This is a genomic window from Variovorax defluvii (assembly GCF_039541515.1).
Classification (GTDB): domain Bacteria; phylum Pseudomonadota; class Gammaproteobacteria; order Burkholderiales; family Burkholderiaceae_C; genus Variovorax; species Variovorax defluvii.
Map to the genome: position 1 here is coordinate 120,556 of NZ_BAABGJ010000009.1, position 24,461 is coordinate 145,016.

Sequence of the window (24,461 nt, forward strand, 5' to 3'; positions counted from 1 at the left end):
CGAGCGCGCGCATCGGAACGCAGCCGCCTTGGCATGACTGGTGGATTCACGACGAAAGGAGACGTGTTGACTGTGTCGAATCAATCGAAGCCGCTGGACGGCATCCGCGTCATCGACATGACGCGATTGGCACCGGGACCTTACGGGACGATGCTGCTTGCCGACCTGGGTGCGGAAGTCATCGTGGTCGGCGGCGGGCGCGCGGGGCCGCCGGTGTCGAGCTTCTCGCGCGGCAAGAAGTTCATCTCGCTCGACCTCAAGTCGGAACAGGGCCAACTGGCACTCGCGCGCCTCTGCGACAGCGCCGACGTGTTCATCGAAGGCTTCCGGCCCGGCGTCGCGAGCCGCCTGGGCGCCGGCTACGAAACACTCTCGGCGAGCAACCCGCGCCTGATCTATTGCTCGCTGACCGGCTATGGGCAGACCGGCCCGCGCGCGCAGGAAGCGGGCCACGACATCAACTACCTCGGCTACACCGGCGTGCTGGGCTCGATGGGCCCGATCGATGGGCCGCCGCAGATCCCGCTCAACGCGATCGCCGACATGGCGGGCGGCGGCATGCTCGCGGTGATCGGCATCCTGGCCGCGCTTCAGGAACGCCAGCGCACCGGACTCGGACAACAGGTCGATGCCGCGATGATCGACGGCTGCCTGTCATTGATCGCGATGCACTTCCCCGCCTGGCGGACCGCGGCCATGCCCGCACGCGGCGACGGATGGTTGGCCGGCGCCGCGCCCAACTACCGCTGCTATCGATGTGCCGATGGTGGCTATATGGCGGTCGGGTCCCTGGAGCCCCAATTCTTCGACGCGCTCTGGCGCACGCTGGAGCTGGGCGACGTGCCTGATGCGATGAGCCACAGTGCATGGCCCGCCATCGAGCGACTGCTGGAGGCCACCTTCCTGACGCTGCCGCGCGACGCATGGGTCGCGCGCTTCGAGGGCGTCGACGCCTGCGTGACGCCGGTGCTCGCACCGGACGAGGTGTGGCGCGACCGCCAGGTGCAGTCGCGGGTCGACCCGCAGCGCCCGCAGGAAGTGCCCGCGATACCGCGCTTCAGCCGCTCTGCCATCGCACCGGCAGCCGTGGATCTCCGGGACCACAGTGTCGCCGTGCTGTCGTCGGTCGGCCTCAGTGCCGCCGACATCGAGGTCGCCAGCCCGCCTGCCCAACGCGGCGCACAGGACGGACTTGCATGGCCGCCGCGCTTCACCGATTGACTGACACCATACACAAGACCAGGAGACGAATCCCATGCGCTCATCCGAACGTTCAAGCTACCAGGAGTTCAGGGACAGCCTGCGCCGCTTCGCGCTGGACAAGGTTGCGCCCCATGCCGCAGCCGTGGACAAGGAATCGCGGCCGCCTGTCGAGGCCATCGATGCCGCGCTCGCGCTGGGCCTGCCCGGTCTGCCGTTCCCCGAGCGCCTGGGCGGCTCCGACGGAGACCTCTTCTCGCAGGTGATCACCACCGAGGAACTTGCGCGCGTCTGCGCGGCGACCTCGCTCACCATCACCAGCGGCTGGGTGCTCGAAGGCGTGGTGCACCATGGCTCGCGCGAGTTGCAGGAGGCCGTGATCCGCCCCGTCGCGACCGGCCGCCTGCGCGCCGCCTGGGGCCTGACCGAGCCGCAGGGCGGCTCGAACCTGATGGGGGCCCGCACGCAGGCCAAGCCCAGCGGCGGCGGCTGGCTGCTGCGCGGCACCAAGCGCTTCATCACCAACGCGGGATGGGCGGACTGGTACCTGATCTTCGCGAGCACCGGCCCGAAGAGCCACGGCATCTTCATGGTCCACCGCGACGACCCCGGCATCCGCTTCGGCAAGCTCGAGGACAAGATGGGCATGCGCGGCAGCCCCACCGCCGACGTGATCCTCGACGATTGCCGCATCCCGGCCGGGCGCGAGGTCGGCGACCCCGAACGCGGCGCCGAATACATCGTCGAGATGCTGCACAACTCGCGCCTGACCATCGCGGCGCACGCGCTCGGCATCGCACAGGGCGCCCTCGACGAAGCGCTCCACTACACTCGCTCGCGCGAGCAGTTCGGCCAGGCCATCGCCAAGTTCCAGTTGCTTCGCGGCATGGTGGCGGACATGGTGCTCAAGGTGGAGGCGGCCCGTTCCGTGCTCTACCAGGCGGTCGACCATCGCATGCACGGCCATGCCGATGCGCGCAAATACGCGTCTTTGGCCAAGGTGTTGTGCAGCGACGCGGCCATGGCGGTGACGACGGACGCCGTGCAGTTGCACGGAGGCTATGGATTTTTGAGGGACTATCCGGTCGAGCGGATGATGAGGGATGCGAAAGTGACGCAGATCTGGGAGGGCACCAACCAGATCCAGCGTCTGTTGATCGCCAAGGAGGCTTATGCGGGTCAATGAACAACCGAGAACAAGGCGCAGTGCACCGGATGAGAAGAACGGCACATCGGCCGTGCGCAGCACGCGCCCGCGCGGCGGCGCGGCATCGCCTGCGCGCAGATCGAACGCACGCAAGTCGGCATCCGGCGAGGACGCGGCCGCTCCGATCCCCAGCACGGCCCGCATCATCGAAGCCGCGATTCAGCTCTTCGCGACGCACGGCTATGCGAGCAGCACCCTGGAAGAAGTGGCGGCCAAGGCCGGCTTCACCAAAGGCGCGGTGTACTACTACTTCAGGAGCAAGGAGCGCCTGCTGCTGGACGTGGTCGCCGCGATCGAGCAGCGTTCCATCGACGCCACCATCGAGGCCGTGCGCCGCGACGGCGGCACGCCGAGCGACCAGCTCGTGAACTTCGTGCGCCACCAGACGCGCTGGGCCGCCAAGCATCCCAAGGACCTGGCGGTCGTCGTGCTGCTGTCCATCGAGACGGCCAACACCAAGTCCAAGGTGCGCAAGAGGATGCTGGGGATGTACGCCAAGATGTCCAGCCTGCTCGAAGAGATCATCGACGCCGGCAAGGCGACGGGCGAGTTCTGCCTCGACCAGGAAACCAAGGACACCGCCCTCTACCTGCAGGCTGTGCACGATGGCAACATGATGATCTGGTATCGCAGCGGCACCGACCCCGAGATCGGCAGGAAGCTCACGCGGGCCACCTACAGCGGGTTCATGCACGCGGTGAAGGAGGAGTAGCGGCATACCAGAGGTGGGGGAGACCGCGGGACGTGTGAAGCAGCCCCGCGATGCTCGTTCTCCCGCAGCGATGTGCCGATGCAGATCGCCTCCTGCAACTCAGGGCACATTCGACGTGTTGATCTGGAAGGGCTTGCCCTCCATCCCGAACCCACCCCCAAATTCGATCCCGATTCCACCAGTGGCCTGTACCGGACAGCCCTTCGGCGGCTGGCACGCCCATTGCGCCCCGCGATCCGCGAAGACCACCGTGCCGTACCGGTAGTTGAGCACCGCGCGCCCCGCGTAGTCGGCCACGCTCATCGTCATGCCGACGTTGGCGAAGTTGTCGATGTCCTCCGCCGCGATCGGGTCGACCAGCCGGCTGTCCTGCAGCGTACGCACCACGCGGCCGCCGCGCCCGTCGGGCGAGAAGCGCACCCACTGGATCTTGCGCTCGCCGCGCGAGGTCACGATCACCTGGTGGTCGAGCGGGTCGCCCTGGATCGATGGATCGGGCTCGCCCTTCGAACTCGCGAGCGAGGTCGGGTTGCGGCCCACGGCAACCTTGCCCAGCGCCGCGATCGGCTCCGGCGTGAACGATCGCGGCTCGGCGCCGGGCGCATAGCCGCCCAGGCCGAAGATGTGCAGCGCGCCGTCCTCCGTCGCGATCCAGGCCTGCGCCTTCTGCGTCTGCATGATGGTGGTCTTCACCGCAGTGGGCCGAGCATCGAAGGCGACCGACTTGACCACCACCGGCCGTGCGTGCGGCCTGAAGCCGAAGCCGTGCGGCCACTGGCGCTCGTCCTGTCCCACCGGGCCGAGGCGCTCGGCCTGGTCGCTGAAGTACACGTCGTTGAAGTAGCCGAAAAGCGGCTCCAGGTCGATGAAGGCCGCCTTGCGCTCCGACTTGGACACCACCACCGCCACGCCGCCCTTGGCGTAGCGCCGGAAGTTGTCGCCGTAGCGCAGGAAGGAACGCCAGTGCCGCGCCAGCGGCGAATTCGCCTGCCCCATGAAGAGCCCCCCGCCCAGCACCGTGTTGAAGGGATGCATGCCGGTGGTCACCGCGATCTCGGTCGGCGCCTTCATGTCCTCCGGCAGGTCCACGTAGCCCAGCACCTTCATGAAGGCGATGTTGCCCATGTTCGGCAGGCCCGGGTACACGCCCTGCCATTCGTTCCACCACTCGTAGTAAGGCCCTTCGAGATTGCACCCATCGCACAGGCCGGCCAGTGCGACCACCGCCACCTGGCCCTTGAGCGCGGCTGTGTCCCACACGGTGACGAAGGCGAATTCGCTGTTGGCGGTCATCGCGACCGCGGTCGGCACCTTGTTCGGTGCCAGCCGCACGCTGGCCTGGTTGTGGGCGGTGTTGCTGCCGGTGGTGGCGAGCAGGCCGTTCTGGAAGGCGATCACCGACGTGGGGCAGTAGCCCGGCGGCCCGCTGCAGCGCCCCGCCGCGACGGGCCGCGCGCTGCCGTCGTTGGGCAGCAGCCCGGCCGAGCGGTACTTCACCACGTTGATGCTGTCCAGCCCGCCGCCGCCGAGCTGCCAGGGCAGTTGGGGCTTCTGCGCGTAGGTGTTGTTCTCGAAGGCCGAGGCCTGCAGGTCGCCCACGCCAGCGCGCTGCACCGGATCGTCCGCCACGAAGACCACGCTGGACTGGTTGGTGGAATAGGCGAAGTCGACCTCCTTGCGCGGCCCGCCCACCTGCCACGAGGTGCGGCAGCGGTTCGGGGCCTCGCAGCGCGCGAACTGGTCCTGCCGCTCGAAGAGCGTGGGCCGCTTCGCGTCGGCGTCCGGATCGCGCGGCGCCGGCGAACCGTAGCGGTAGGCGATGCCCTGTTCGTCGCCGAGCACCGAGGCCATGGCGCGGTAGGCCTCCGGAACGATCCGGCCCGAGCGGTCCACCACGTCGATCACGCCGGCCGCCTTCGCCGGGCGTGCGGCCCTCGCGGGCGCCGGGCCGCTGAGGGTGCAGGTCTTGCGCACCTGCGGCGCCGGGTCCATGCCGAAGAAGGCATTCGTGCAACTGCCCCGGCCGTCGACGATCTTCTCGACCCAGCGCTCGCCGGCGCCATAGCGCACCCGCGCCGGCGCCTGGAGCACGAAGTCCTCGCCCTCGGGCTTGGTCCATGGACGGTCGGGTGACTGGGCCTGCGCCACGCCCGGCTGCACGAACGGCAGCACCAGGGGCAGGGCCAGGGCGGCGAGGCGATGGGGGCTCGTCTTTGGCATGCCCCAATCCTGACACGGGCAACGGCCATTGTTCTGTGAAAGGATTCCAGCCCCTACGACTTTCATTGACCACAGAAAGGCCGCACCATGGACCTGAAGCTCAAGGGCAAACTCGCACTCGTTTCCGGCAGCACCGCCGGCATCGGCCATGCCATCGCCGCCGCACTGGCCGCCGAGGGCGCCCGCGTGATCGTGAACGGCCGCAAGCAGGCCGCGGTCGATCAGGCCGTCGCTGCCATCCGCGCGGGCGAGGGCGGGGAGGTGCTGGGCTTCGCCGGCGACCTGGCCACGGCCGAGGCGGCCGAGGCGCTGGTGGCGAAGTACCCGGGCATCGAGATCCTCGTCAACAACCTCGGCATCTTCGAGCCCAAGCCCTTCGAGGACATCCCCGACGAGGACTGGACGCGCTTCTTCGACGTCAACGTGCTCAGCGGCGTGCGCCTCGCGCGCCTGGTGCTGCCGGCCATGAAGCGCGCCGACTGGGGGCGCATCATCTTCGTCTCCAGCGAGAGCGCGCTCCAGATCCCGGCCGAGATGATCCACTACGGCATGACCAAGACCGCCCAGATCGCCGTCGCGCGCGGCCTGGCCGAGTCGCTGGCGGGCACCGGCATCACCGTCAACAGCGTGCTGCCCGGGCCCACGAAGTCGCGCGGCGTCGGCGATTTCGTCGATGCGCTCGCCAAGGCCGACGGCAAGTCCTTCGAGGCGTACGAGAAGGAGTTCTTCGAGAAGGTCCGCCCGACCTCGCTGATCAAGCGCTTCGAGGCCCCGGAGGAGATCGCGAGCCTGGTGGCCTACGTGGCCAGCCCGCTGTCCTCGGGCACGACCGGCGCGGCGCTGCGCGTGGACGGCGGGTGCGCGAAGAGCGCTTTCTAGCCGGGGCGAACACGGCGAACGGGGCGAGCAGACAGCGGTTAGCATCGCCCCGACACGAACGCCACGATTTCATGCGCATACTGCTCGTCGAGGATGACCGGGTGCTGGCCGACGCGCTTTCGCGCGCGCTGGTGCAGTCCGCCCATGCCGTCGACGTCGTCTCCACCGGCGAGGAAGCCGACAGCGCGCTGGCCCCCAACATCTACGACCTGGCCATCCTCGACATCGGCCTGCCGGGCCTGAGCGGCCTGGACGTGCTCAAGCGGCTGCGGGCACGCAAGTCCACCATGCCGGTGCTGATGCTCACCGCCTTCGACACCCTGGCGGACCGCGTCCGCGGCCTCGACCTGGGCGCCGACGACTACCTGGCCAAACCCTTCGACCTGCCCGAGCTGGAGGCGCGCGTGCGTGCGCTGCTGCGCCGCAGTACCCAGTCCACGCCCGACCTCGAACACGGCCAGCTTCGCTTCGACACCGTCGGCCGCCGCGTCTTCCACGACAAGCGACCGCTGGACCTGTCGCCGCGCGAGCTGGCCCTGCTCGAACTGCTGCTGATGCGCGCGGGCCGCGTGGTCAGCAAGGAGCAACTGGTCAACCATCTCTACGGCTGGGGCGAGGAGGTCGCCGACAACGCGATCGAGGTGAACGTCTACCGCCTGCGCAAGAAACTGGAGCCCCTCGGCTGCGAGATCCGCACCGTGCGCGGCATGGGCTACCTGATCGACAGCAGCGATGGCGAAAGCTGAGAGCCAGCCCCGGCTGCAGCGCAAGCTGCTGGCCTGGCTGCTCGTACCGCTGGCGGTGCTGCTGGTGCTCGACACCGCGGTCGCCTACTGGAACTCGCTGCGCTTCGCCAACCTCGCCTACGACCGCGCCCTGCACGAGATCGGCCGCGAGATCGCGCTGCACGTCAAGCTCGAGGGCACGCAGCCCCGCCTCGAGCTGTCCGAGGCCGCCGCCAACATCCTGCTGCTGGACCCGGAAGACCAGCTCTTCTATCGCGTCACCGCCGAGAACGGCGCCAGCCTGGGCGGCGACGCGGACCTGCCCGCACCGCGCAACGGCAAGCCGGCCGCGCCCGACTTCTACGGTGCCGCAGTGCGAGGCGAGCCGGTGCGCATGATGGTCGCCTGGATGCCCGTCGGCCCCGACGCCGGCCCGCCCCAGGTGCTGGTGCAGGTGGCCGAGACCCTGCACAAGCGCGAGCGCCTGACCTGGGAGATGGTGGCCAACGTGGTGCTGCCGCAGCTGCTGCTGATGGTCATGGCGACCGCGGTGGTCTGGATCGGCGTCTCGCGCGGGCTGGAGCCGCTGAAGCGGCTCCGGCGCGCGGTGTCCGACCGCTCGCACCTGGACCTCAGCCCCATCGACACCCACGACGTGCCGGGCGAGGTGCGGCCGCTGGTGGACGAGGTCAACGAGCTGATGGCACGGCTCGGCCGGACCTTCGACTTCCAGAACCGCTTCGTGGCCGACGCCGCGCACCAGCTCAAGACCCCGGTCAGCGGCCTGAAGGCGCAGATCGAGCTGGCGCTGCGGGAGAACGACCTGCAGCGCGTGCGCCATTCGCTGGCCCAGCTCTACATCAGCGCCGACCGCCTGTCGCGCCTGGTGCGGCAGCTGCTCTCGCTGGCGCGCAACGAGCCCGGCGCGCTCGACTCCATGCAACTGCAGCCGCTGGACCTGAACGCCCACGCGCTGGAGGTCAGCATGGACTGGGTGCCCCAGGCGATCAAGCGCAGCATCGACCTGGGCTTCGAGGGCGCCGAGCATCCGCTGACCATCAACGCCGACCGCGACCGCCTGCGCGAGCTGATCAACAACCTGATCGACAACGCCATCCGCTACACCCATCCGGGCGGACGCGTGACCGTGCAGGCCAGCCGGACGGGGGACGGCCAGTGCCGCCTGGCCATCAGCGACGACGGCCCGCGCATTCCCGTGGCGGAGCGCGCCCGCATCTTCGAGCGCTTCCACCGCCTGCTCGGCACGCAGGAGGACGGCAGCGGCCTGGGCCTGGCCATCGTCAGCGAGATCGCCACGCTGCACGGCGCGCGCATCACTTTGGAAGAAGACGTCGACGGCGTGGGCAACACCTTCAGCGTGTTTTTCCCCTTGCGCGCGGACGAGCGACCGGTGTAAAGGAGAAGCCCTTTGGTCAGGCTTCTGACAGCTTGCGGACATGAAGCTGTCAGCCAGCCGGCAGAAAGATGACAGGCCAGGTCTCTAACCTCGGGAATGACGGAACCGCTGTGGTTCCGATTCATTTTCAGGAGACAACGTGTCCTTTTTGACGAGCCCCGAGTTCTGGATCGCCCTGTCGCAGATCATCCTCATCAACATTGTCCTGAGCGGCGACAACGCGGTCGTGATCGCGATGGCCTCCCGCGCGCTGCCGCCCGCGCAGCAGAAGAAGGCCATCATCTTCGGGAGCGTCGGCGCGATCGTGCTGCGCGTCATCCTGACCTTCTTCGCCGTCTACCTGCTCACGCTGCCCTACCTCAAGCTGGTGGGCGCCGCACTGCTGTTCTGGATCGGCATCGGCCTGCTCAAGGGCGAGGAAGAAGAGGGCGAACTCGAAGGCCACTCGGGCCTGGCGGCGGCCATCAAGACCATCGTGCTGGCCGACCTGGTCATGAGCCTGGACAACGTCGTCGGCGTCGCCGCCGCCGCCAAGGGCAACGTGCCGCTGCTGGTCTTCGGCCTGGTCATCAGCATCCCGCTGATCATCTTCGGCAGCACGCTCATCCTGAAGCTGATGGACCGCTTCCCGATCATCATCGTGCTCGGTGCCGCGCTGCTGGGCTGGGTGGCCGGCGAGATGGCGGTGTCCGATCCGGCGATCGCCGGCTTCATGGCCAACCACCACGCGCTGCACACGGTCGTACCCGCCATCGGTGCCGCTGCCGTGGTCGCCGTCGGCAAGTGGCTCAGCAGCCGCCGCCCGCCGCGCGAAGAGGCCGCGGCCGCCGGCAGCCACACGGCGGTCGAAGGCAGGTAGTCGCCATGACGCGCATCCTGGTTCCGATCGATCCGGCCGAGCCTGCACGCACGCGCTCGGCGATCGAGGAGGTCGTGCGCATGCGCCGTACCGAACAGGTGCGCATCCGCCTGCTGCGGGTGGTGCCCAAGGTCTCGGGCCACGTGGCGATGCTCTTCGGCACTCAGGAACTGCTGGACCTGCAGATGGAGCAGGGCGCCGAGGAACTGCAGTACGCGCAGAAGCTGCTGGACCTCGCCGGCGTGCCCTACGCCAGCACCGTCCTGGTGGGCCGCACGGCCGAGACCATCGCCATCGCCGCGCGCGACTACGGCTGCGACCGCATCGTCTTCGGCAGCGACGAACCCGGCCTCGCGGGGAGGATCTTCGGTTCGCTGGCGCAGCAGGTGCGGCAGCACCTGGGGGCGAGCGGGCAGGCGGGCGGCGATACCCGGCCGCAGGTCATCGGGTCCTGAGCCCGCTGCCGCTGCCGCTGCCGTGAAAGCGCAGCGGCGCCTCGGCCACCCGCGCCCGCAACTGGCCGCAGCCGCCGTCCACGTCCTGGCCGGCCGAGTGGCGCAGCTTCGTCAGGATGCCTCGTTCGTGCAACGTGCGGGCGATCTTCCTGCAGCGCTCCCATGACGGTCGCCTGAAGTCCGCGCCGTCCACCGCGTTGAAGGGGATCATGTTCAGCACCCCGTACTTGCCCGAGAGCAGCCGGACGATGCCTTCGATGTCCTCGTCCCCGTCGTTCACGCCTTCCAGCAGCGTCCATTGGTACTGGATGGGATGGCCGGTGGCCCGCGCGTAGCGCTCGCCGGCCTCGACCAGCGCCTCGGGCGCCATGGCCGGCGCACGCGGCAGAAGTTCCTTGCGCAGTGCGTCCCGGGTGGTGTGCAGCGACAGCGCCAGCGCCGGCTTCACGCGCCCCTGCGGCAGGCGCTCGAACACGCGCGGATCGCCCACGGTGGAGAACACAAGGTTCTTGTGGCCGATGTCGCCCACCGTGCCCAGCAGTTCGATCGCCTCCATCACGTTGTCCAGGTTGTGGGCCGGCTCGCCCATGCCCATGAACACCACCCGGCGCACCGGCCGGCGCATGCGCGCGAGGGCGACCTGGGCAACGATCTCGGCGCTGCCCACCTGGCGCAGCAGGCCGCCCTGGCCCGTCATGCAGAAGCGGCACCCGACCGCGCAGCCGACCTGGGAGGAGACGCACAGGCCGTCGCGGGGCAGCAGCACGCTTTCCACGGTCTGGCCGTCCGCCAGCGCGACGAGCATGCGCTCGGCGCCGTCCGCCCCGGGATGGATGGTGTGCACGCGCGCCAGCCCTGCGAGTTCGGCCTCGATGGCGGGCAGCGCGGCCATCAGCGAGGCCGGAAAGAAGGTCCTGGGAAGACGCCGGCCGCTGTCGCGGGGCAGCGCGTGGGACCACAGCCGCAGGACCCGGTGTTCGTGGCTGGGGCCGGCGCCGGCTTCGCGCAGGCGCTGCTTCAGGTCGTGGATTCGCATGGACGGAAAGGGGGAGCGGGGCGGGTCGGCGGCAGCAGGGAGCAGGGCGATTGTGCGCTGCCTCGCGCACCGGCCCGACGGTCCCACGCAAGTCCGCATTTGCGCTCGCGCCGCAACGGGTGCTAGGCTGCCACCGCCGGCGCAAGCCCCACGGAGGCAAGAATGGAAAGCAGCACCCAACCCCCTCTTCAGGCCCACCAACTCGTCCGCCGCACCATCGCGCTGGTGCTGGCAGGCGGGCGGGGCTCCCGGCTCAAGCAGCTGACCGACCGCCGGGCCAAGCCGGCGGTTTACTTCGGCGGCAAGTTCCGCATCATCGATTTCGCGCTGTCCAACTGCCTCAACTCGGGCATCCGGCGCATGGCGGTGGTCACCCAGTACAAGTCGCACTCGCTGATGCGCCACCTCCAGCGCGGCTGGAGCTTCCTGCGCGCCGAGCTCAACGAGATGGTGGACGTGCTGCCCGCCCAGCAGCGCGTGGGCGAAGAGCACTGGTACCGCGGCACGGCCGACGCCGTCTACCAGAACCTGGACATCATCCAGACCCGCTCAACGCCGCACGACTACGTGGTCGTCCTGGCCGGCGACCACGTCTACAAGATGGACTACTCGATCATGCTGAGCGACCACGTGGCGCACGGGCGGGGTTGCACGGTCGGCTGCATCGAGGTGCCCCGCATGGATGCGGTCGCCTTCGGCGTGATGGACGTGGACGAGGAACGCCGCATCACCGAGTTCCTCGAAAAGCCGGCCGACCCCCCCGCCATGCCCGGCAAGCCCGAGGTGGCGCTGGCCAGCATGGGCATCTACATCTTCGACTCCGAATATCTGTACGCCCTGCTGGAGGAAGACAGCGCGGACCCGGACTCCAGCCACGACTTCGGCAAGGACATCATCCCGCGGACGGTCGCCCAGGGGCGGGCGGTGGCGCATCCCTTCGGCATGTCCTGCGTGACGCGAGGCCGCAACGGTGGCGACGGGGGCGAGGTCAAGGCCTACTGGCGGGACGTCGGCACGATTGATGCATTCTGGGCTGCCAACCTGGACCTGGCCTCGATCACCCCCGAACTCGACATCTATGACACCGACTGGCCCATCTGGACCTACCAGCGGCAGCTGCCGCCGGCCAAGTTCGTGCTCGACCGCGACGGCAAGAACGGCATGACGGTCAACACCATCGTCTCGGGCGGCTGCATCGTGTCCGGCTCGCACGTGAAGGATTCGGTGCTGTTCTCGGGCGTGCGGGTGCATTCCTTCTGCCAGGTCGAGGAGGCGGTGCTGCTGCCCGACGTGGAGGTCGGGCAGGGTGCGCGGCTTCGCAAGGTGGTGATCGACCGCGCCTGCGTGATTCCCGAGGGCATGGTGGTCGGCGAGGACCCGGTGGCCGACGCGGCGCGCTTCGAGCGCACCGAGGGCGGCGTGGTGCTGATCACGCGCGAGATGCTGAAGCGGCTGGCGCAGGGATGAAGGTCCTCCAGGTCAGCGCCGAACTGTTCCCCCTGCTCAAGACCGGTGGCCTGGCCGACGTCGCGGGCGCGCTGCCGCGGGCGCTGCTGGCGGCCGGCCAGGACGTGCGGGTGCTGCTGCCGGGCTTTCCGGCGATCCGGGACGGCGTGGCCGATGCGCTCCACGTGGCCGAGATGCAGACGCCCTGGGGTGAACGCGTCGGCCTGCGCCTGGGCCGCATCCGCGCCGAAAGCGGGCCGGACCTGCAGGCCTACTGGATCGACGCGCCCCGGCTCTACGACCGCCCCGGCAATCCCTACGAGGATGCACAGCGCCAGCCTTACGCCGACAACCACCGGCGCTTCGCGCTGCTGGGCTTTGCCGCGGCGCGCATCGCGCACGGCCTCGATCCCGCCTGGCACCCGCAGGTCGTTCATGCGCACGACTGGCATGCCGCGCTGGCGCCGGCCTACCTGGCCTTCTCGCCGCGCCGCGGGCATCCGCGCGTGGGCAGCGTCTTCACGGTCCACAACCTGGCCTACCAGGGACTGTTTCCGCCCTGGCATTTCGCGGAACTCGACCTGCCGGATGTCGCCTGGGGCATCGATGGCCTGGAGTACCACGGCCAGCTGTCTTTCATGAAGGGCGGCCTGGTTTTCGCCGACCGCATCACCACCGTGAGCCCCACCTACGCCCGCGAGATCCAGACCTCGGAGCAGGGCTGCGGGCTGGACGGCCTGCTGCGCCGCCGGGCGGGCGTGCTGGGCGGCATCCTCAACGGCGTCGACGACCAGGTCTGGAACCCTGCCACCGATGCGCTCCTGCCGCACCGCTTCGCGCCCGGGCAACTGGACGGCAAGGCGCGTTGCAAGGCCGCGCTGCAGGCGGAGCTCGGCCTGGTGCAGAACGCCGGGGCGCCGCTTTTCATCGTCGTGAGCCGTCTGACCGAGCAGAAAGGCCTGCACCTGGTGCTCGGCGGGCTCGATGCCCTGCTGGCGCAGGGCGGGCAACTGGCCCTGCTCGGCAGCGGGGATGCCTGGCTGGAGCAGTCCTTTCGCGCGCGGGCCGCCGCCGCGCCGGGCGCGGTCAGCGTCACGCTGGGCTACAGCGAGGCGCTCGCGCACCGCCTGTTCGGCGCTGGCGACGTCACGCTGGTGCCCTCGCTCTTCGAGCCCTGCGGCCTGACGCAGATGTACGGCCTCCGGTACGGCAGCCTGCCGCTGGTGCACCGTGTCGGCGGCCTGGCCGACACCGTGGTCGACGCCACGCTGGAGGACATGGCCGACGGCCAGGCCACCGGCTTCTGCTTCGATGCCTTCGACGCCGAGGGCTTCGCCCGCGCCTTGCGCCGCGCCTTCGCCCTCCATCGCCGGCCGGCCGATTGGGAGGCGGTGCGCGCCGCTGCGATGGCCCGCCCCGCCGACTGGGGGCAGGCAGCGGCCCGCTACCTCGAAACCTACGCCCAGGCCCTGGCCTGACCCGAACCTCTTCCCACGTTCCGCCAAGAAGCTCGCCGCCATGTCCGCCATGCCCATCTCCGACTTCACCTACGACCATCCTGACCGCGACGTGGCCGCCTTCAAGCGCTCGGTCGCCACCAAGCTGATCTATGCCGTCGGCAAGGACCCGGTGGCCGCCAGCCAGGACGACTGGCTGCACGCGACCGCGATGGCGGTGCGCGACCAGCTCGTCGAACGCTGGATGGCCACCACCCGCGCCCAGTACGACCAGAAGCTCAAGCGCGTCTACTACCTTTCGATGGAGTTCCTGATCGGGCGCGTCTTCACCAATGCGCTGCTGGCGCTGGAACTGCAGGACACGGTGAAGGAAGCCCTGGCCGACTTCGGCGTCGACATCCAGGCCCTGGCCGAGCGCGAGCCCGACGCCGCCCTCGGCAACGGCGGCCTCGGGCGGCTCGCGGCCTGCTTCCTCGACTCCATGGCCACCCTGGGCGTTCCCGGCATGGGCTACGGCATCCGCTACGAGTACGGCATGTTCAGGCAGCAGATCGTCGACGGGCAGCAGGTCGAGGCACCCGACTACTGGCTCACGCGCGGCAATCCCTGGGAGTTCCAGCGGCCCGAGGTGACCTACCGCGTGCGCTTCGGCGGTCACGTGCAGCGCCTGGAAGGCAGGAACGCCTCGCACGACGCAGCCAGGTGGGTCGATACGCATGACGTGCTGGCGATGGCCTACGACACCATCATCCCGGGCTACGGCACCCAGTCCACCCAGACGCTGCGCCTGTGGTCCGCGCGCGCGACCGAAGAGATCGACCTCTCGGCCTTCAACCGCGGCAACTACATGGAGGCGGTGGAGCGCAAGAACCATTCCGAGAACGTCTCGCGCGTGCTCTACCCCGACGACTCCACCGCCTCGGGGCGCGAGCTGCGCCTGCACCAGGAGTACTTCTTCGTGAGCGCCAGCATGCAGGACATGCTGCGGCGCCACCTGCGCAACCACAGCGACTTCGACACGCTGCCCACGCAGATCAGCATCCACCTCAACGACACGCACCCGGTGCTCGCGATCCCGGAGCTGATGCGCCTGCTGATCGACGACCACGGCCTCACGTGGGACACGGCCTGGTCCCATACCCAGAAGGTGTTCAGCTACACCAACCACACGCTGATGCACGAGGCGCTGGAGACCTGGCCGGTCGAGGTGCTGGGGCGGGTGCTGCCGCGCCACCTGCAGATCCTGTTCGAGATCAACTCACGCTTCCTGCACAGCGTGGCGCAAGCCCACAGCCATGACGTGGAGCTCATGCGGCGCGTGTCGCTCATCGACGAGGCCGGCGAGCGGCGCGTGCGCATGGCCTACGTGGCGGTGCTGGCCAGCCACTCCGTCAACGGCGTGTCGGAGCTGCACTCGGAGCTGATGAAGCAGTCGATCTTCGCCGACTTCGCGCGCCTGTACCCCGAGCGCTTCAACAACAAGACCAACGGCGTGACGCCGCGCCGCTGGCTGGCCTTGGCCAACCCGGCACTGTCCGCGCTGCTGGACTCGCGCATCGGCCGCGGCTGGCGGCGCGACCTGTCGCAACTCGAGGCGCTGCGGCCCATGGCGCAGCAGCCGGCCTTCGTGCGCGCCTTCCGCCATGCCAAGCGCGAGAACAAGCTGCGCCTGGCCAACTGGATCGAGCAGCACCTGGGCATCGTGGTCGACACCGACGCCCTGTTCGACGTGCAGGTCAAGCGCATGCACGAGTACAAGCGGCAGCTGCTCAACGTGCTGCACGTCGTCACCCGCTACCAGCGCATCCTGGACGCACCGCAGGCCCAACACGTGCCGCGCGTGGTGGTGTTCGGCGGCAAGGCCGCCTCGGCCTACCGCATGGCCAAGCTGGTGGTGCGCCTCATCAACGACGTGGCCCAGGTGGTCAACAACGACACCCGCGTGGGGCCGCTGCTCAAGGTGGTCTTCGTGCCCAACTACAACGTCAGCCTGGCCGAGATCATCATGCCGGCGGCCGACCTGTCCGAGCAGATCTCGACGGCCGGCACCGAGGCCTCCGGCACCGGCAACATGAAGTTCGCGCTCAATGGCGCGCTGACCATCGGCACCCTCGACGGCGCCAACGTCGAGATGCGCGACAGCGTGGGCAAGGAGAACTTCTTCATCTTCGGCAAGACCACGCCCGAGGTGGCGGAGATCCGCGCCGGCGGCTATGAGCCGCGCGCGATCTACGAAGCCGACCCGGCGTTGCGCCGCGCGCTGGACGCCATCCGCGACGGCGTCTTCTCGGCCACGGAGCCCACGCGCTACCAGGAAATCTACGATGCCCTGGTGAACTGGGGCGACCAGTACCTGCTGCTGGCCGACTATGCGAGCTACATCCAGACACAGGAGCAGGTCGATGCGCTGTATCGTCAGCCCGACGCGTGGGCGCGCATGGCCATCCTCAACGTGGCAGGCATGGGCGGCTTCTCGTCGGACCGGACGATCGCGCAGTATGCGCACGAGATCTGGCATACCCGGCCGGTCAGGCTGAGCTGACCGTCGGTTGCGTCCATCACAAGGACAAGGAGAAGAGACATGAGCAACAGCAGCGGATCGATCTTCTCGATCGACAGCAACCCGACACCCGTGACGCCCGGCGAGCGCTACAAGCTCCTGCAGAACCCCGTCTTCGGCCGCGTGTTCACCGACCACATGGCCACCGCGCGTTTCACGCCCGGGCGAGGATGGCACGACATGCGCATCCAGGCACGCGGCGAGTTCAAGCTCGACCCTGCGAGCCTGGTCTTCCACTATGCGCAGGAGATTTTCGAGGGCATGAAGGCCTACCGCATGCCGGACGGCAGCGCCGCGCTGTTCCGGCCCGACGCCAACGCGCGGCGCTTCCGCAGTTCGGCGGTCCGGCTCGCGATGGAGCCGCTGCCCGAGGAGATCTTTCTCGAATCCGTGCGCGCGCTGGTGCGGATCGACCGGGACTGGATTCCCTCCGCGGAAGGTGCCGCGCTCTACCTGCGGCCCTTCATGATCGCGACCGAGGTCCTGGTGGGCATGAAGCCCTCGTCCGACTACCTCTACTGCGTCGTCGCCTCGCCCGTCGGCTCCTACTTCAAGGGCGGTGCGCCGGCGGTGACGCTCTGGGTCTCCGAGAACTTCACACGGGCGGCGCCCGGCGGCACGGGCGCTGCGAAGTGCGGCGGCAACTATGCCGCCAGCCTCGCGGCCCAGGCCGAGGCGAGCCGCGAAGGCTGCGACCAGGTGGTCTTCCTCGACGCGGTGGAGCGGCGCTGGGTCGAGGAACTCGGCGGCATGAACGTCTTCTTCGTCTTCGACGACGGATCGCTCCAGACGCCGCCGCTGACCGGCACCATCCTGCCCGGCATCACGCGCGATTCGCTGATCGTCCTGGCGCGCGACATGGGCCTGACCGTGCGCGAAGAGCCCTACGCGATCGACCAGTGGCAGGCCGATGCCGCCAGCGGACGCCTGCGCGAAGCCTTCGCCTGCGGCACCGCGGCGGTGGTCACGCCCATCGGCAAGGTCAAGGGGCGCCGGCACGATCTGACGGTCGGGGACGGCGGTGCCGGGCCCGTCACGATGCGCTTGAAGGCGGCGCTGCTCGACATCCAGCAGGGCCGCGCGCCGGACCCGCACGGCTGGATGGACCGGCTGTCCTGAGTGTGCGACACCCCCGGGGCGTAGTTCACGAAAGCCCCATGCGGCGTTCCGGTACATCCTGTTTTCGTGACTTTTGTAAGGAAGGGCCGGCGCTGCGGCGCCTACGATCCATGCAAACACATTGAAACAGATGGATTCCCATCCGCCCCCAGAAACCTCCCCAGGACCATCGCCCGACGACGACGCATGGATGGAACGGCTGGACGTGATCACGTCCGGCGCCCGCCATGGCGTCGGCGAGGTCTCGGTGCGGCGCTCGATCGGCGAGCTGCTGCGGGTGGTGCGGGACCTGCTGAAACTGGAGGTCGTGTTCGTCAGCGAACTGCTCGATGGGCAGCGCGTGTTCCGTCACGTCGAGTCGGGGGGACTGCCCACGCGCGTGCACCCGGGCCTGTCGGCCCCGCTGGAGCAGACCATCTGCCAGCGCATCCTGGACGGGCGCCTGCCCAACCTGGTCCCCGACGTCGAAGCCGTGCGCCGCGCGCAGGGTCTGCCCGACAGCTTCGAGGGCATGGGCACGCACATCGGCGTGCCGGTGCGCCACGGCAACGGCAGGCTTTACGGCATGCTCTGTGGATTCAACCGGACCGGCGTGACCGAGCTCGACGAGAAGCACCTCCGGCGGCTGGAGGTCGCGGCCAGGCTGGCGGCGCAGTTGCTGGCGCAAGCCGAAGGGGGTGAGGGCGGCGTGTGGGACCCGGCGCTGCTGTGAGGCGCTTGGCTCCAGTCACAGCCGCCGGAAGGGGTGGCGGCTGACATCGCAACCCGAATGTGACCACTAGAATCATTGAAGGTCCGGATGCCGAGAAAGAGGTTCTCGGGCGCCCACCCCCCCGGAGGAGAACCCATGCAGAAAGAGCACGCAGCCATCGCCCAGGTGCTGCGCGAAGACGAGAGCGCAGCCATCGAGAGCTGGTTGCAGGAGTTGCAGGCCGTCCAGGGCGGTCTGCACGCCAGTTCCAAGGCGGAGGCGGCGGCGCTGATGGCCGGCCTGCGCAAGGCACTCGATGCCGGCGGCAAGCTGGATTCCCTGGACGGGCCCGCCTGGGCCGACCTGCGCCGCTCGCTCGAGGACCTGTCCGCCACGCGAGCTGCCAAGGGCGACACGGCCGGCGCCACCAGCGTGTTCGTGCTGGCGCTGAAAAAGCCGCTGTTCACCCGCCTGCAGGCCCTGCTCGCCACCGACCCGGCCGCGCTCGGCTCGGCTCTCTGGGCGGTCACCACGCTGGTCGATCGCCTGGCCCAGCACACGGTCACCACCTTCCAGCAGACACGCGAGGAACTGATCCGCCGCCAGCAGGAAGATCTGCTGGAGCTGTCGACCCCGGTGGTCAAGCTGTGGGAGGGCGTGCTCGCCGTCCCCATGATCGGCACCCTCGACAGCAACCGCACGCAGGTCGTCATGGAGACGCTGCTCGACAGCATCGCCCGCACCGGCACGGCGCTGGCGATCATCGACATCACCGGCGTGCCGACCGTGGACACGCTGGTCGCCCAGCACCTGCTCAAGACCGTCACGGCGATCCGGCTGATGGGCGCGGACTGCATCATCAGCGGCATCCGCCCGCAGATCGCGCAGACCATCGTCCACCTGGGCATCGACCTGCAGGGCATCACCACCAAGGCCACGCTGGCCGACGCGCTGTCGCTGGCCCTCGCCAAGAGCGGCTGGCGCATCACCCGCGACGCCTGACCATGGACCGCATTCCCATCCTGCGCATGGGCGACATCCTGCTGGTGACCATCCAGGTCGACATGCAGGACCAGACGGCGCTGGCCCTGCAGGAAGACCTGTCCGACCGCATCGCCGACACCGGCGCCTCCGGCGTGCTGATCGACATCTCGGCCCTGGAGATCGTCGACTCCTTCGTCGGCCGCATGCTCAGCACCATCTCGGGCGTGGCCCGCATCCTCTCGGCGACCACCGTGGTGGTGGGCATGCAGCCGGCGGTGGCCATCACCCTGGTGGAACTGGGCCTGTCTCTCCAGGGCGTTCGTACCGCGCTCGACGTGGAACGCGGCATGGCGCTGCTGGCGCGGCAGCGGCAGGAGAGCGCGCTTGGCGCTTGAACCCACCGGCACCGTGCCGCTCGAGAACGAGCAGCACATCGTCGCCAGCCGGCAGGCCGTGCGCACGCTGTGCCAGCAGCTGAAGTTTTCCCTGGTCGAGCAGACCAAGATGATCACGGCGGCCAGCGAGCTGTCGCGCAACACCCTCATCCACGGCGGTGGTGGCCGCATGCACTGGTCGATCCTCGAGGCCGGCACCCGCCGCGGCCTGCAGTTGCGCTTCGAGGACGAGGGCCCCGGCATCGCCGACATCCAGCTCGCGCTGACCGACGGCTACACCACGGGCGGCGGCATGGGCCTGGGGCTGCCGGGCAGCAAGCGCCTGGTGAGCGAGTTCGACGTCCAGTCCACGCCCGGCAAGGGCACCTGCGTGAGCATCGTGAAGTGGAAGTGATCCCTGGATGGACGCACCGCGCGTTCAACATGGAGGACGCCAGCTGCGTCGGCGAGGCGCGGCGGCACGTGGCACGGCTGTGCGGCGAGCGCGCCTGGCCGGAGGTGGATGCCGCCCGCGCCGCGATCGTGGCGACCGAGCTCGCCACCAATCTGGCCAAGCACGCGCACGAAGGCCGGCTGCTCGTGGCTGCGCGCGACCCCCTGGGCGACGTCGAGATGCTCGCGGTCGACAGCGGACCGGGCATCGTGGACGTGCCGCGGGCGATGCGCGACGGGGTCTCGACCACTTCCACGCCCGGTTCCGGCCTGGGGGCGATCGTGCGGCAGAGCAATTTCTTCGACATCCAGTCGGCCCAGCCCCAGGGCACCGTGTGCGTGGCCCGCGTCGCGCCGGGCGCGCGTCCCGGGGCGATGCCGGGTGCCCCATCTGGGGCGGCCTACGCGTTCGGTGCGGTCTGCGTGCCGGTGGCAGGCGAGACCGCCTGCGGTGATGGCTGGCTCCTGGCCCTGGACGGCGAGCGCGCGGCCGCCCTGCTGGCCGATGGCCTGGGCCACGGGCCCGAGGCGGCCAAGGCCGCGCAGGCGGCAGTGCAGTGCTTCGCCAAGCGCCCTTTCGGCGCGGCCCGCGAAACTCTGCCGCCGGTGCACGAGGCCCTGCGCACCACGCGCGGCGCCGCGGTCTTCGCGCTCTGGATCGATCCTGCGCAGGTGGCCTATGCGGGCGCGGGCAACGTCATCGGGCGCCTGGTGTCTGGCACCTTCGACAAGACGATGCTGACCGCGCACGGCACCATGGGCGTGCAGGCCCGCCGGTTCGAGGCCCAGCACATGCCGCTGCCACCCCATGCCACCGCCATCGTCCACAGCGACGGCGTCGTCTCGCGCTGGAACGCCGGCGGCCTGGCCCCGCTGCTGCAGCGCGACCCTGCGCTGCTGGCCGCGCGCATCTACGCCGATTTCTCGCGCGGCCGCGACGATGTCTGTATTCTTGCCCTGCGTGCCAGGGACGCGGAGTGAGCGCCCAGGACATCCCATCGCCATGACCGACATCGACTTGAACGCGCAGCTGGCGGCCAGCCAGGCCGAAGTGGCCAACTTGCGCGCGGAGCTGGAAGAGACCAATCGCGGCGTGGTCGCGCTCTACGCCGAACTGGACGAGCAGGCCATCCAGCTCAAGAAGGCCACCGAGCTCAAGAGCCGTTTCCTCGCCTACATGAGTCACGAGTTCCGCACGCCGGTCAACTCGATCCGCAGCATCGCGCGGCTTTTGATCGACCGGGTCGACGGCCCCCTGACCGAGGAGCAGGACAGGCAGGTGCGCTTCATCCAGACGGCGGCGATCGATTTCTCCGAGATGGTCGACGACCTGCTGGATCTGGCCAAGATCGAGGCGGGGCGCGTCGAGATCTCCCCGGCCTGGTTCGAGATGGTCGATCTCTTCTCCGCCCTGCGCGGCATGTTCCGTCCGATGCTGGACAACCAGGCCGTCACGCTCACCTTTGAGGAGCCGCACGACCTGCCTCGCCTGTACACCGACGACCGCAAGCTCTCGCAGATCCTGCGCAACTTCGTCTCCAACGCGCTCAAGTTCACCACGGCCGGCGAGGTGCGCGTCTCGGTGCAGCCCGTCGGCGAGGACAGCGTCCGCTTCTCGGTCGCCGACACCGGCATCGGCATCGCCAAAGAGCACCAGGCGGCGGTCTTCGACGACTTCTCGCAGGTCGACTCGCCCATCCAGAAGCGGCTGCGCGGCACCGGCCTGGGCCTGGCGCTGTGCCGTCAGCTGGCCGGACTGCTCGGCGGCTCCGTGGGTGTCGAAAGCGAGCTGGGCAAGGGGTCGACCTTCTTCGTCACGCTGCCGCGCCAGCTGGACATGACGGCGAGGCAGGAGTAGCGGCGTGGCCAGTCCCGACATTATCGGCTCCACGATCGATCGCGCGGCCCACCGCATCCTGGTCGTCGATGACCATCCTGCGACGCGCTACTCCACCGCGCGCACGCTGCGCGCGGCGGGCTTTGCGACGCAGGAGGCTTCCACCGGGCGGGAGGCGCTGGAGCGCGCGGCCGAAGGCCTCTCGGCCGTGGTGCTCGACGTGCACCTGCCCGACGTCGACGGCTTCGAGGTGTGCCGGACGCTGCGGGCCAATCCCCGCACCGAGCACCTGCCGGTCATCCACCTGTCCGCCACCTTCGTGCAGGACCATGACAAGGTGGCCGGCCTGGATTCGGGCGCCGATGCCTACCTGGTACACCCCGCCGAGCCGGCGGTGCTGGTCGCCACCCTGCAGGCGCTGATCCGCGCGCGCAGCGCGGAAGACCGGCTGCGCGAGAGCGAGAGCCGTTTTCGTGCCATCTACAACCAGGTGCCCAGCGGCATGGCGCTGGTCACGGCCGAGGGGCGCTTCGAGGACGTGAACCCCGCGCTCGCCGCCTGGCTGGGCCGCTCGCGCGACGAGCTGGTGGGCCATCCGCTGGTCGAGTTCGCCGCGCCGGATTGCCGGGAGGAAGTCCGCCGCTTCATGGCGCAGGCCGGCTGCCGCGCCGCCGAAAGCGCCGATGCCGTGTGGCGCACCGAGTTCTCGCTCGTGCATGCTTCCGGCGCCGCCGTGCCGCTGGCCTGGAGCCTGTCGCCGCTCGAGGAGCCGGGCCTGCTGGTGGCCGTGGCCATCGACATCTCGAGCCGCCTGGCGCTGGAGCAGGCGCGAGAGGAAGTGCTGGAGCGCGAGCAGGCCGCGCGTGCCATGGCCGAGCGGCACAGCCGCACCAAGGACGACTTCGTCGCCGTGCTCTCCCACGAGCTGCGCACGCCGCTCAACGCCATCAGCGGGTGGGTGCACATCCTGCAGAAGTACGGCAGCCGGCCCGAATTGATGGTCAAGGCGCTCGATGCCATCGCGCGCAGCGTGACAGCCCAGAGCCGCATCATCTCGGACATCCTCGACGTCTCGCGGGTGAACGCCGGCAAGCTGCGCCTGCATCCCGAGTGGGTGAATCCGGTGGACCTGGCCCACGACTCGATCGAGGGCCTGCAGGCGGACATTGCTTCGCGCTCGCTGCAGGTGCAGGTCTGCGAAGAGGGCGCCGTGCGCGATCCTGCGTGGCTGGACCCGACGCGCTTCCAGCAGGTGGTGTGGAACCTGGTGAGCAACGCCATCAAGTTCTCCGCCCCGGGGGGCACCGTCCACGTCACGCTGGCGCGCAGCGGCCCGACGCTGACCCTGCGCGTGCAGGACCATGGCAAGGGCATCGCCGCCGACTTCCTGCCGCACCTGTTCGACCGTTTCACCCAGAGCGATGCGCCGGACAACCGGCGCCACGGCGGGCTGGGCCTGGGCCTGTCCATCGTCAAGCGGCTGGCGGAGCTGCACGGCGGCTCGGCCGAGGCCTTCAGCGAAGGCGAAGGCCGCGGCGCGACGCTGGTGGTGCACTTCGACGTCGCACGCGATGGCGCGCGCGGCGCCGGCGCTTCGGACGGGCCGGGCGATACCCAGGGCACTGCGGCGCATGAAGCGCCGCGGCCGCTGACCGGCATGGAGGTGCTGGTGGTCGAAGACAGCGCCGATGCGGCCGAGATGCTGGAGGTGGTGCTGCACGAAGCCGGCGCATGCGTGCGCGTGGTGTCGGACTTCGATGCCGCCGTCGCCGCCCTGGAGGAGTGCTGGCCGCAGCGCGTGGTCAGCGACATCGGCTTGCCCGGTCGCGACGGCTACGAACTGGTGCGCGAGATCCGCCGCATGGAGGCGGCGCAAGCCCGTCCTGCCACGCGCTGCGTGGCGCTCACCGCCTTCTCGCGTCCGCAGGATGCCGAGCGCGCCCTCGAGGCGGGCTTCGACGCGCATCTGTCCAAGCCGCTGGATGCGCACGTGCTGCTGTCCACGCTGCGCGGCGGCGACGCGGAGACCGGGCCTTGAACCATGGGGCGGCGCGCCGGTGCGGGTGATCCTGCGTCGTGCAAGGCCTCGCGGCGCGTAGCCGCCGCCGCTCAGAGGTCTTCGATCACCAGCATGCGATAGCGCTGCGCCATCGAGTAGGGCACTTTCCGCACAGCCTGCATGAGCTGATCCGCGGCCTGCTCGTCCGGCGTCCTGACCAGCAGCCCATGGTGTCCTTCGCGCGCGAGCTTGGTGTAGGCGCGCACGGTCGCGCCCTCGGTGCCGGCGGAGGGCAGGGGGTTGTCGGCATCGCTCACCGTGGGCGTGATCTGCGACAGGATCGACGCGGGCGGAAGGTGAAAGATCTCGATCTCATGGTTCTGCGCATTCAACTCGTCGGCCACGGCCATGGCGCCGGCCTCGTCCGGGAACATCACCATGGAATAGCCGTCGGGGTAGAAGGCGCCGCCGATCGTGGCGAGCATGGAAGAGTCGAGACTGAACGATGACAGCATGGTCGAAGGCCTTTCGCGTCGGGGGATGCGATTGAACGATGGGGTGTCGGGACGTGCCTGAAAGTAGGAGAAAAGCGCCTCTTCATGACCCGCCACGGGAAGCGGCCGTGAAGGCGGCCTGCCGCCTTGCTTTCTCTTTCTCTCTCTCTCTCTCTCTCTCTCTCTGGGGCACGCTGGGGGAGAGGGCACTGGGCCTTTGTTTTGGCGTTGTTGTTGTGTTGTTGCTTGGACTTGGCGTTCGGGGCTTTGTTTTGGCCTTGCTGGTTGTGTGGCGCAGGAGCCGGGAATTCGCCCCGGCGGGCGAGTTACTTTCTTT

23 protein-coding genes are annotated in these 24,461 nt (G+C 69.3%); 20 read left to right on the top strand and 3 right to left on the bottom strand.

Annotated features, from left to right (window positions below; translation table 11 throughout):
• Positions 1 to 72 precede the first annotated feature (72 nt).
• From ABEA07_RS05680 to ABEA07_RS05690, 3 genes are read left to right on the top strand one after another with little or no spacing between them, the layout of a single operon-like run.
• Positions 73 to 1,221, top strand: a complete 1,149-nt coding sequence (locus ABEA07_RS05680; RefSeq protein WP_345536588.1) for a CaiB/BaiF CoA transferase family protein — start codon at positions 73 to 75, stop codon at positions 1,219 to 1,221.
• 34 nt (positions 1,222 to 1,255) lie between these two features.
• The gene (locus ABEA07_RS05685; protein ID WP_345536452.1) at positions 1,256 to 2,386 is read left to right on the top strand and encodes an acyl-CoA dehydrogenase family protein; all 1,131 of its coding nucleotides are present in this window, start codon (positions 1,256 to 1,258) and stop codon (positions 2,384 to 2,386) included.
• 52 nt (positions 2,387 to 2,438) lie between these two features.
• Complete coding sequence (locus ABEA07_RS05690) at positions 2,439 to 3,119, top strand: TetR/AcrR family transcriptional regulator (protein WP_345536453.1); 681 nt, start codon at positions 2,439 to 2,441, stop codon at positions 3,117 to 3,119.
• A gap of 99 nt (positions 3,120 to 3,218) precedes the next feature.
• On the opposite strand, the gene ABEA07_RS05695 is transcribed toward ABEA07_RS05690, so the two are convergent.
• Complete coding sequence (locus ABEA07_RS05695; protein ID WP_345536454.1) at positions 3,219 to 5,339, bottom strand: hypothetical protein; 2,121 nt, start codon at positions 5,337 to 5,339, stop codon at positions 3,219 to 3,221.
• Positions 5,340 to 5,426: 87 nt separating this feature from the next.
• Between ABEA07_RS05695 and ABEA07_RS05700 the strand changes: the two genes are divergently transcribed.
• From ABEA07_RS05700 to ABEA07_RS05720, 5 genes are all read left to right on the top strand, one after another.
• Entirely contained in the window at positions 5,427 to 6,218 is a 792-nt protein-coding gene (locus ABEA07_RS05700) for an SDR family NAD(P)-dependent oxidoreductase (protein WP_345536455.1), read from the top strand.
• A 71-nt stretch (positions 6,219 to 6,289) separates the two neighbouring features.
• On the top strand, positions 6,290 to 6,964 hold the full coding sequence (locus ABEA07_RS05705) for a response regulator transcription factor (RefSeq protein WP_345536456.1): 675 nt from the start codon (positions 6,290 to 6,292) through the stop codon (positions 6,962 to 6,964).
• Complete coding sequence (locus tag ABEA07_RS05710; protein ID WP_345536457.1) at positions 6,951 to 8,360, top strand: sensor histidine kinase; 1,410 nt, start codon at positions 6,951 to 6,953, stop codon at positions 8,358 to 8,360. Before ABEA07_RS05705 ends, ABEA07_RS05710 begins: the two co-directional genes overlap by 14 nt.
• A 139-nt stretch (positions 8,361 to 8,499) precedes the next feature.
• The gene (locus ABEA07_RS05715) at positions 8,500 to 9,219 is read left to right on the top strand and encodes a TerC family protein (protein WP_345536458.1); all 720 of its coding nucleotides are present in this window, start codon (positions 8,500 to 8,502) and stop codon (positions 9,217 to 9,219) included.
• A gap of 5 nt (positions 9,220 to 9,224) precedes the next feature.
• The gene (locus tag ABEA07_RS05720; protein WP_345536460.1) at positions 9,225 to 9,674 is read left to right on the top strand and encodes a universal stress protein; all 450 of its coding nucleotides are present in this window, start codon (positions 9,225 to 9,227) and stop codon (positions 9,672 to 9,674) included.
• Here ABEA07_RS05720 and ABEA07_RS05725 read toward each other — a convergent pair.
• Positions 9,661 to 10,710, bottom strand: a complete 1,050-nt coding sequence (locus ABEA07_RS05725; RefSeq protein WP_345536461.1) for an RNA methyltransferase — start codon at positions 10,708 to 10,710, stop codon at positions 9,661 to 9,663. The two genes, ABEA07_RS05720 and ABEA07_RS05725, sit on opposite strands and share 14 nt — an antisense overlap.
• Positions 10,711 to 10,872: 162 nt before the next feature.
• On the opposite strand from ABEA07_RS05725, the gene glgC reads away from it, so the two are divergent.
• The 11 genes from glgC to ABEA07_RS05780 all read left to right on the top strand — a co-directional run bounded on the left by glgC (position 10,873) and on the right by ABEA07_RS05780 (position 23,669).
• Entirely contained in the window at positions 10,873 to 12,177 is a 1,305-nt protein-coding gene (gene glgC / locus ABEA07_RS05730) for a glucose-1-phosphate adenylyltransferase (protein ID WP_345536463.1), read from the top strand.
• On the top strand, positions 12,174 to 13,634 hold the full coding sequence (gene glgA / locus ABEA07_RS05735) for a glycogen synthase GlgA (protein ID WP_345536464.1): 1,461 nt from the start codon (positions 12,174 to 12,176) through the stop codon (positions 13,632 to 13,634). The genes glgC and glgA overlap by 4 nt, the downstream gene beginning before the upstream one ends.
• Before the next feature lie 49 nt (positions 13,635 to 13,683).
• Positions 13,684 to 16,155, top strand: coding sequence for a glycogen/starch/alpha-glucan phosphorylase (locus tag ABEA07_RS05740; protein WP_345536589.1), 2,472 nt, complete (start codon positions 13,684 to 13,686; stop codon positions 16,153 to 16,155).
• A 39-nt stretch (positions 16,156 to 16,194) separates the two neighbouring features.
• Positions 16,195 to 17,292 carry a branched-chain amino acid aminotransferase gene (locus ABEA07_RS05745; protein ID WP_345536466.1) on the top strand — a complete coding sequence of 366 codons (1,098 nt, stop codon included), beginning with the start codon at positions 16,195 to 16,197 and terminating at the stop codon, positions 17,290 to 17,292.
• 190 nt (positions 17,293 to 17,482) lie between these two features.
• Positions 17,483 to 18,004, top strand: coding sequence for a GAF domain-containing protein (locus ABEA07_RS05750; protein ID WP_345536468.1), 522 nt, complete (start codon positions 17,483 to 17,485; stop codon positions 18,002 to 18,004).
• A 135-nt stretch (positions 18,005 to 18,139) separates the two neighbouring features.
• Positions 18,140 to 18,985, top strand: coding sequence for an STAS domain-containing protein (locus ABEA07_RS05755; protein WP_345536469.1), 846 nt, complete (start codon positions 18,140 to 18,142; stop codon positions 18,983 to 18,985).
• A 2-nt stretch (positions 18,986 to 18,987) separates the two neighbouring features.
• Positions 18,988 to 19,362: an STAS domain-containing protein gene (locus ABEA07_RS05760; RefSeq protein ID WP_345536470.1), complete on the top strand. Its 375-nt coding sequence runs from the start codon at positions 18,988 to 18,990 to the stop codon at positions 19,360 to 19,362.
• Positions 19,352 to 19,756: an ATP-binding protein gene (locus ABEA07_RS05765; protein ID WP_345536471.1), complete on the top strand. Its 405-nt coding sequence runs from the start codon at positions 19,352 to 19,354 to the stop codon at positions 19,754 to 19,756. Before ABEA07_RS05760 ends, ABEA07_RS05765 begins: the two co-directional genes overlap by 11 nt.
• Positions 19,747 to 20,775 carry a SpoIIE family protein phosphatase gene (locus tag ABEA07_RS05770; RefSeq protein WP_345536472.1) on the top strand — a complete coding sequence of 343 codons (1,029 nt, stop codon included), beginning with the start codon at positions 19,747 to 19,749 and terminating at the stop codon, positions 20,773 to 20,775. Before ABEA07_RS05765 ends, ABEA07_RS05770 begins: the two co-directional genes overlap by 10 nt.
• Before the next feature lie 22 nt (positions 20,776 to 20,797).
• Positions 20,798 to 21,652 carry a sensor histidine kinase gene (locus ABEA07_RS05775; protein ID WP_345536473.1) on the top strand — a complete coding sequence of 285 codons (855 nt, stop codon included), beginning with the start codon at positions 20,798 to 20,800 and terminating at the stop codon, positions 21,650 to 21,652.
• 4 nt (positions 21,653 to 21,656) lie between these two features.
• Positions 21,657 to 23,669 carry a hybrid sensor histidine kinase/response regulator gene (locus ABEA07_RS05780; protein WP_345536475.1) on the top strand — a complete coding sequence of 671 codons (2,013 nt, stop codon included), beginning with the start codon at positions 21,657 to 21,659 and terminating at the stop codon, positions 23,667 to 23,669.
• A gap of 71 nt (positions 23,670 to 23,740) precedes the next feature.
• Here ABEA07_RS05780 and ABEA07_RS05785 read toward each other — a convergent pair whose 3' ends face one another.
• Positions 23,741 to 24,115, bottom strand: coding sequence for a hypothetical protein (locus ABEA07_RS05785; protein ID WP_345536476.1), 375 nt, complete (start codon positions 24,113 to 24,115; stop codon positions 23,741 to 23,743).
• A gap of 137 nt (positions 24,116 to 24,252) precedes the next feature.
• Here ABEA07_RS05785 and ABEA07_RS05790 point away from each other — a divergent pair.
• A partial coding sequence (locus tag ABEA07_RS05790; protein ID WP_345536477.1) for a hypothetical protein occupies positions 24,253 to 24,461 on the top strand: 209 nt, incomplete at its 3' end.

Bases quoted from the DNA above. Each gene is read 5' to 3' on its own strand.
- ABEA07_RS05685 (WP_345536452.1), top strand. From the start codon at position 1,256: ATGCGCTCATCCGAACGTTCAAGCTACCAGGAGTTCAGGGACAGCCTG.
- ABEA07_RS05695 (WP_345536454.1), bottom strand. From the start codon at position 5,339: ATGCCAAAGACGAGCCCCCATCGCCTCGCCGCCCTGGCCCTGCCCCTG.
- ABEA07_RS05700 (WP_345536455.1), top strand. From the start codon at position 5,427: ATGGACCTGAAGCTCAAGGGCAAACTCGCACTCGTTTCCGGCAGCACC.
- ABEA07_RS05705 (WP_345536456.1), top strand. From the start codon at position 6,290: ATGCGCATACTGCTCGTCGAGGATGACCGGGTGCTGGCCGACGCGCTT.
- ABEA07_RS05710 (WP_345536457.1), top strand. From the start codon at position 6,951: ATGGCGAAAGCTGAGAGCCAGCCCCGGCTGCAGCGCAAGCTGCTGGCC.
- ABEA07_RS05720 (WP_345536460.1), top strand. From the start codon at position 9,225: ATGACGCGCATCCTGGTTCCGATCGATCCGGCCGAGCCTGCACGCACG.
- ABEA07_RS05725 (WP_345536461.1), bottom strand. From the start codon at position 10,710: ATGCGAATCCACGACCTGAAGCAGCGCCTGCGCGAAGCCGGCGCCGGC.
- glgC (WP_345536463.1), top strand. From the start codon at position 10,873: ATGGAAAGCAGCACCCAACCCCCTCTTCAGGCCCACCAACTCGTCCGC.
- glgA (WP_345536464.1), top strand. From the start codon at position 12,174: ATGAAGGTCCTCCAGGTCAGCGCCGAACTGTTCCCCCTGCTCAAGACC.
- ABEA07_RS05740 (WP_345536589.1), top strand. From the start codon at position 13,684: ATGCCCATCTCCGACTTCACCTACGACCATCCTGACCGCGACGTGGCC.
- ABEA07_RS05745 (WP_345536466.1), top strand. From the start codon at position 16,195: ATGAGCAACAGCAGCGGATCGATCTTCTCGATCGACAGCAACCCGACA.
- ABEA07_RS05750 (WP_345536468.1), top strand. From the start codon at position 17,483: ATGGAACGGCTGGACGTGATCACGTCCGGCGCCCGCCATGGCGTCGGC.
- ABEA07_RS05755 (WP_345536469.1), top strand. From the start codon at position 18,140: ATGCAGAAAGAGCACGCAGCCATCGCCCAGGTGCTGCGCGAAGACGAG.
- ABEA07_RS05760 (WP_345536470.1), top strand. From the start codon at position 18,988: ATGGACCGCATTCCCATCCTGCGCATGGGCGACATCCTGCTGGTGACC.
- ABEA07_RS05775 (WP_345536473.1), top strand. From the start codon at position 20,798: ATGACCGACATCGACTTGAACGCGCAGCTGGCGGCCAGCCAGGCCGAA.
- ABEA07_RS05785 (WP_345536476.1), bottom strand. From the start codon at position 24,115: ATGCTCGCCACGATCGGCGGCGCCTTCTACCCCGACGGCTATTCCATG.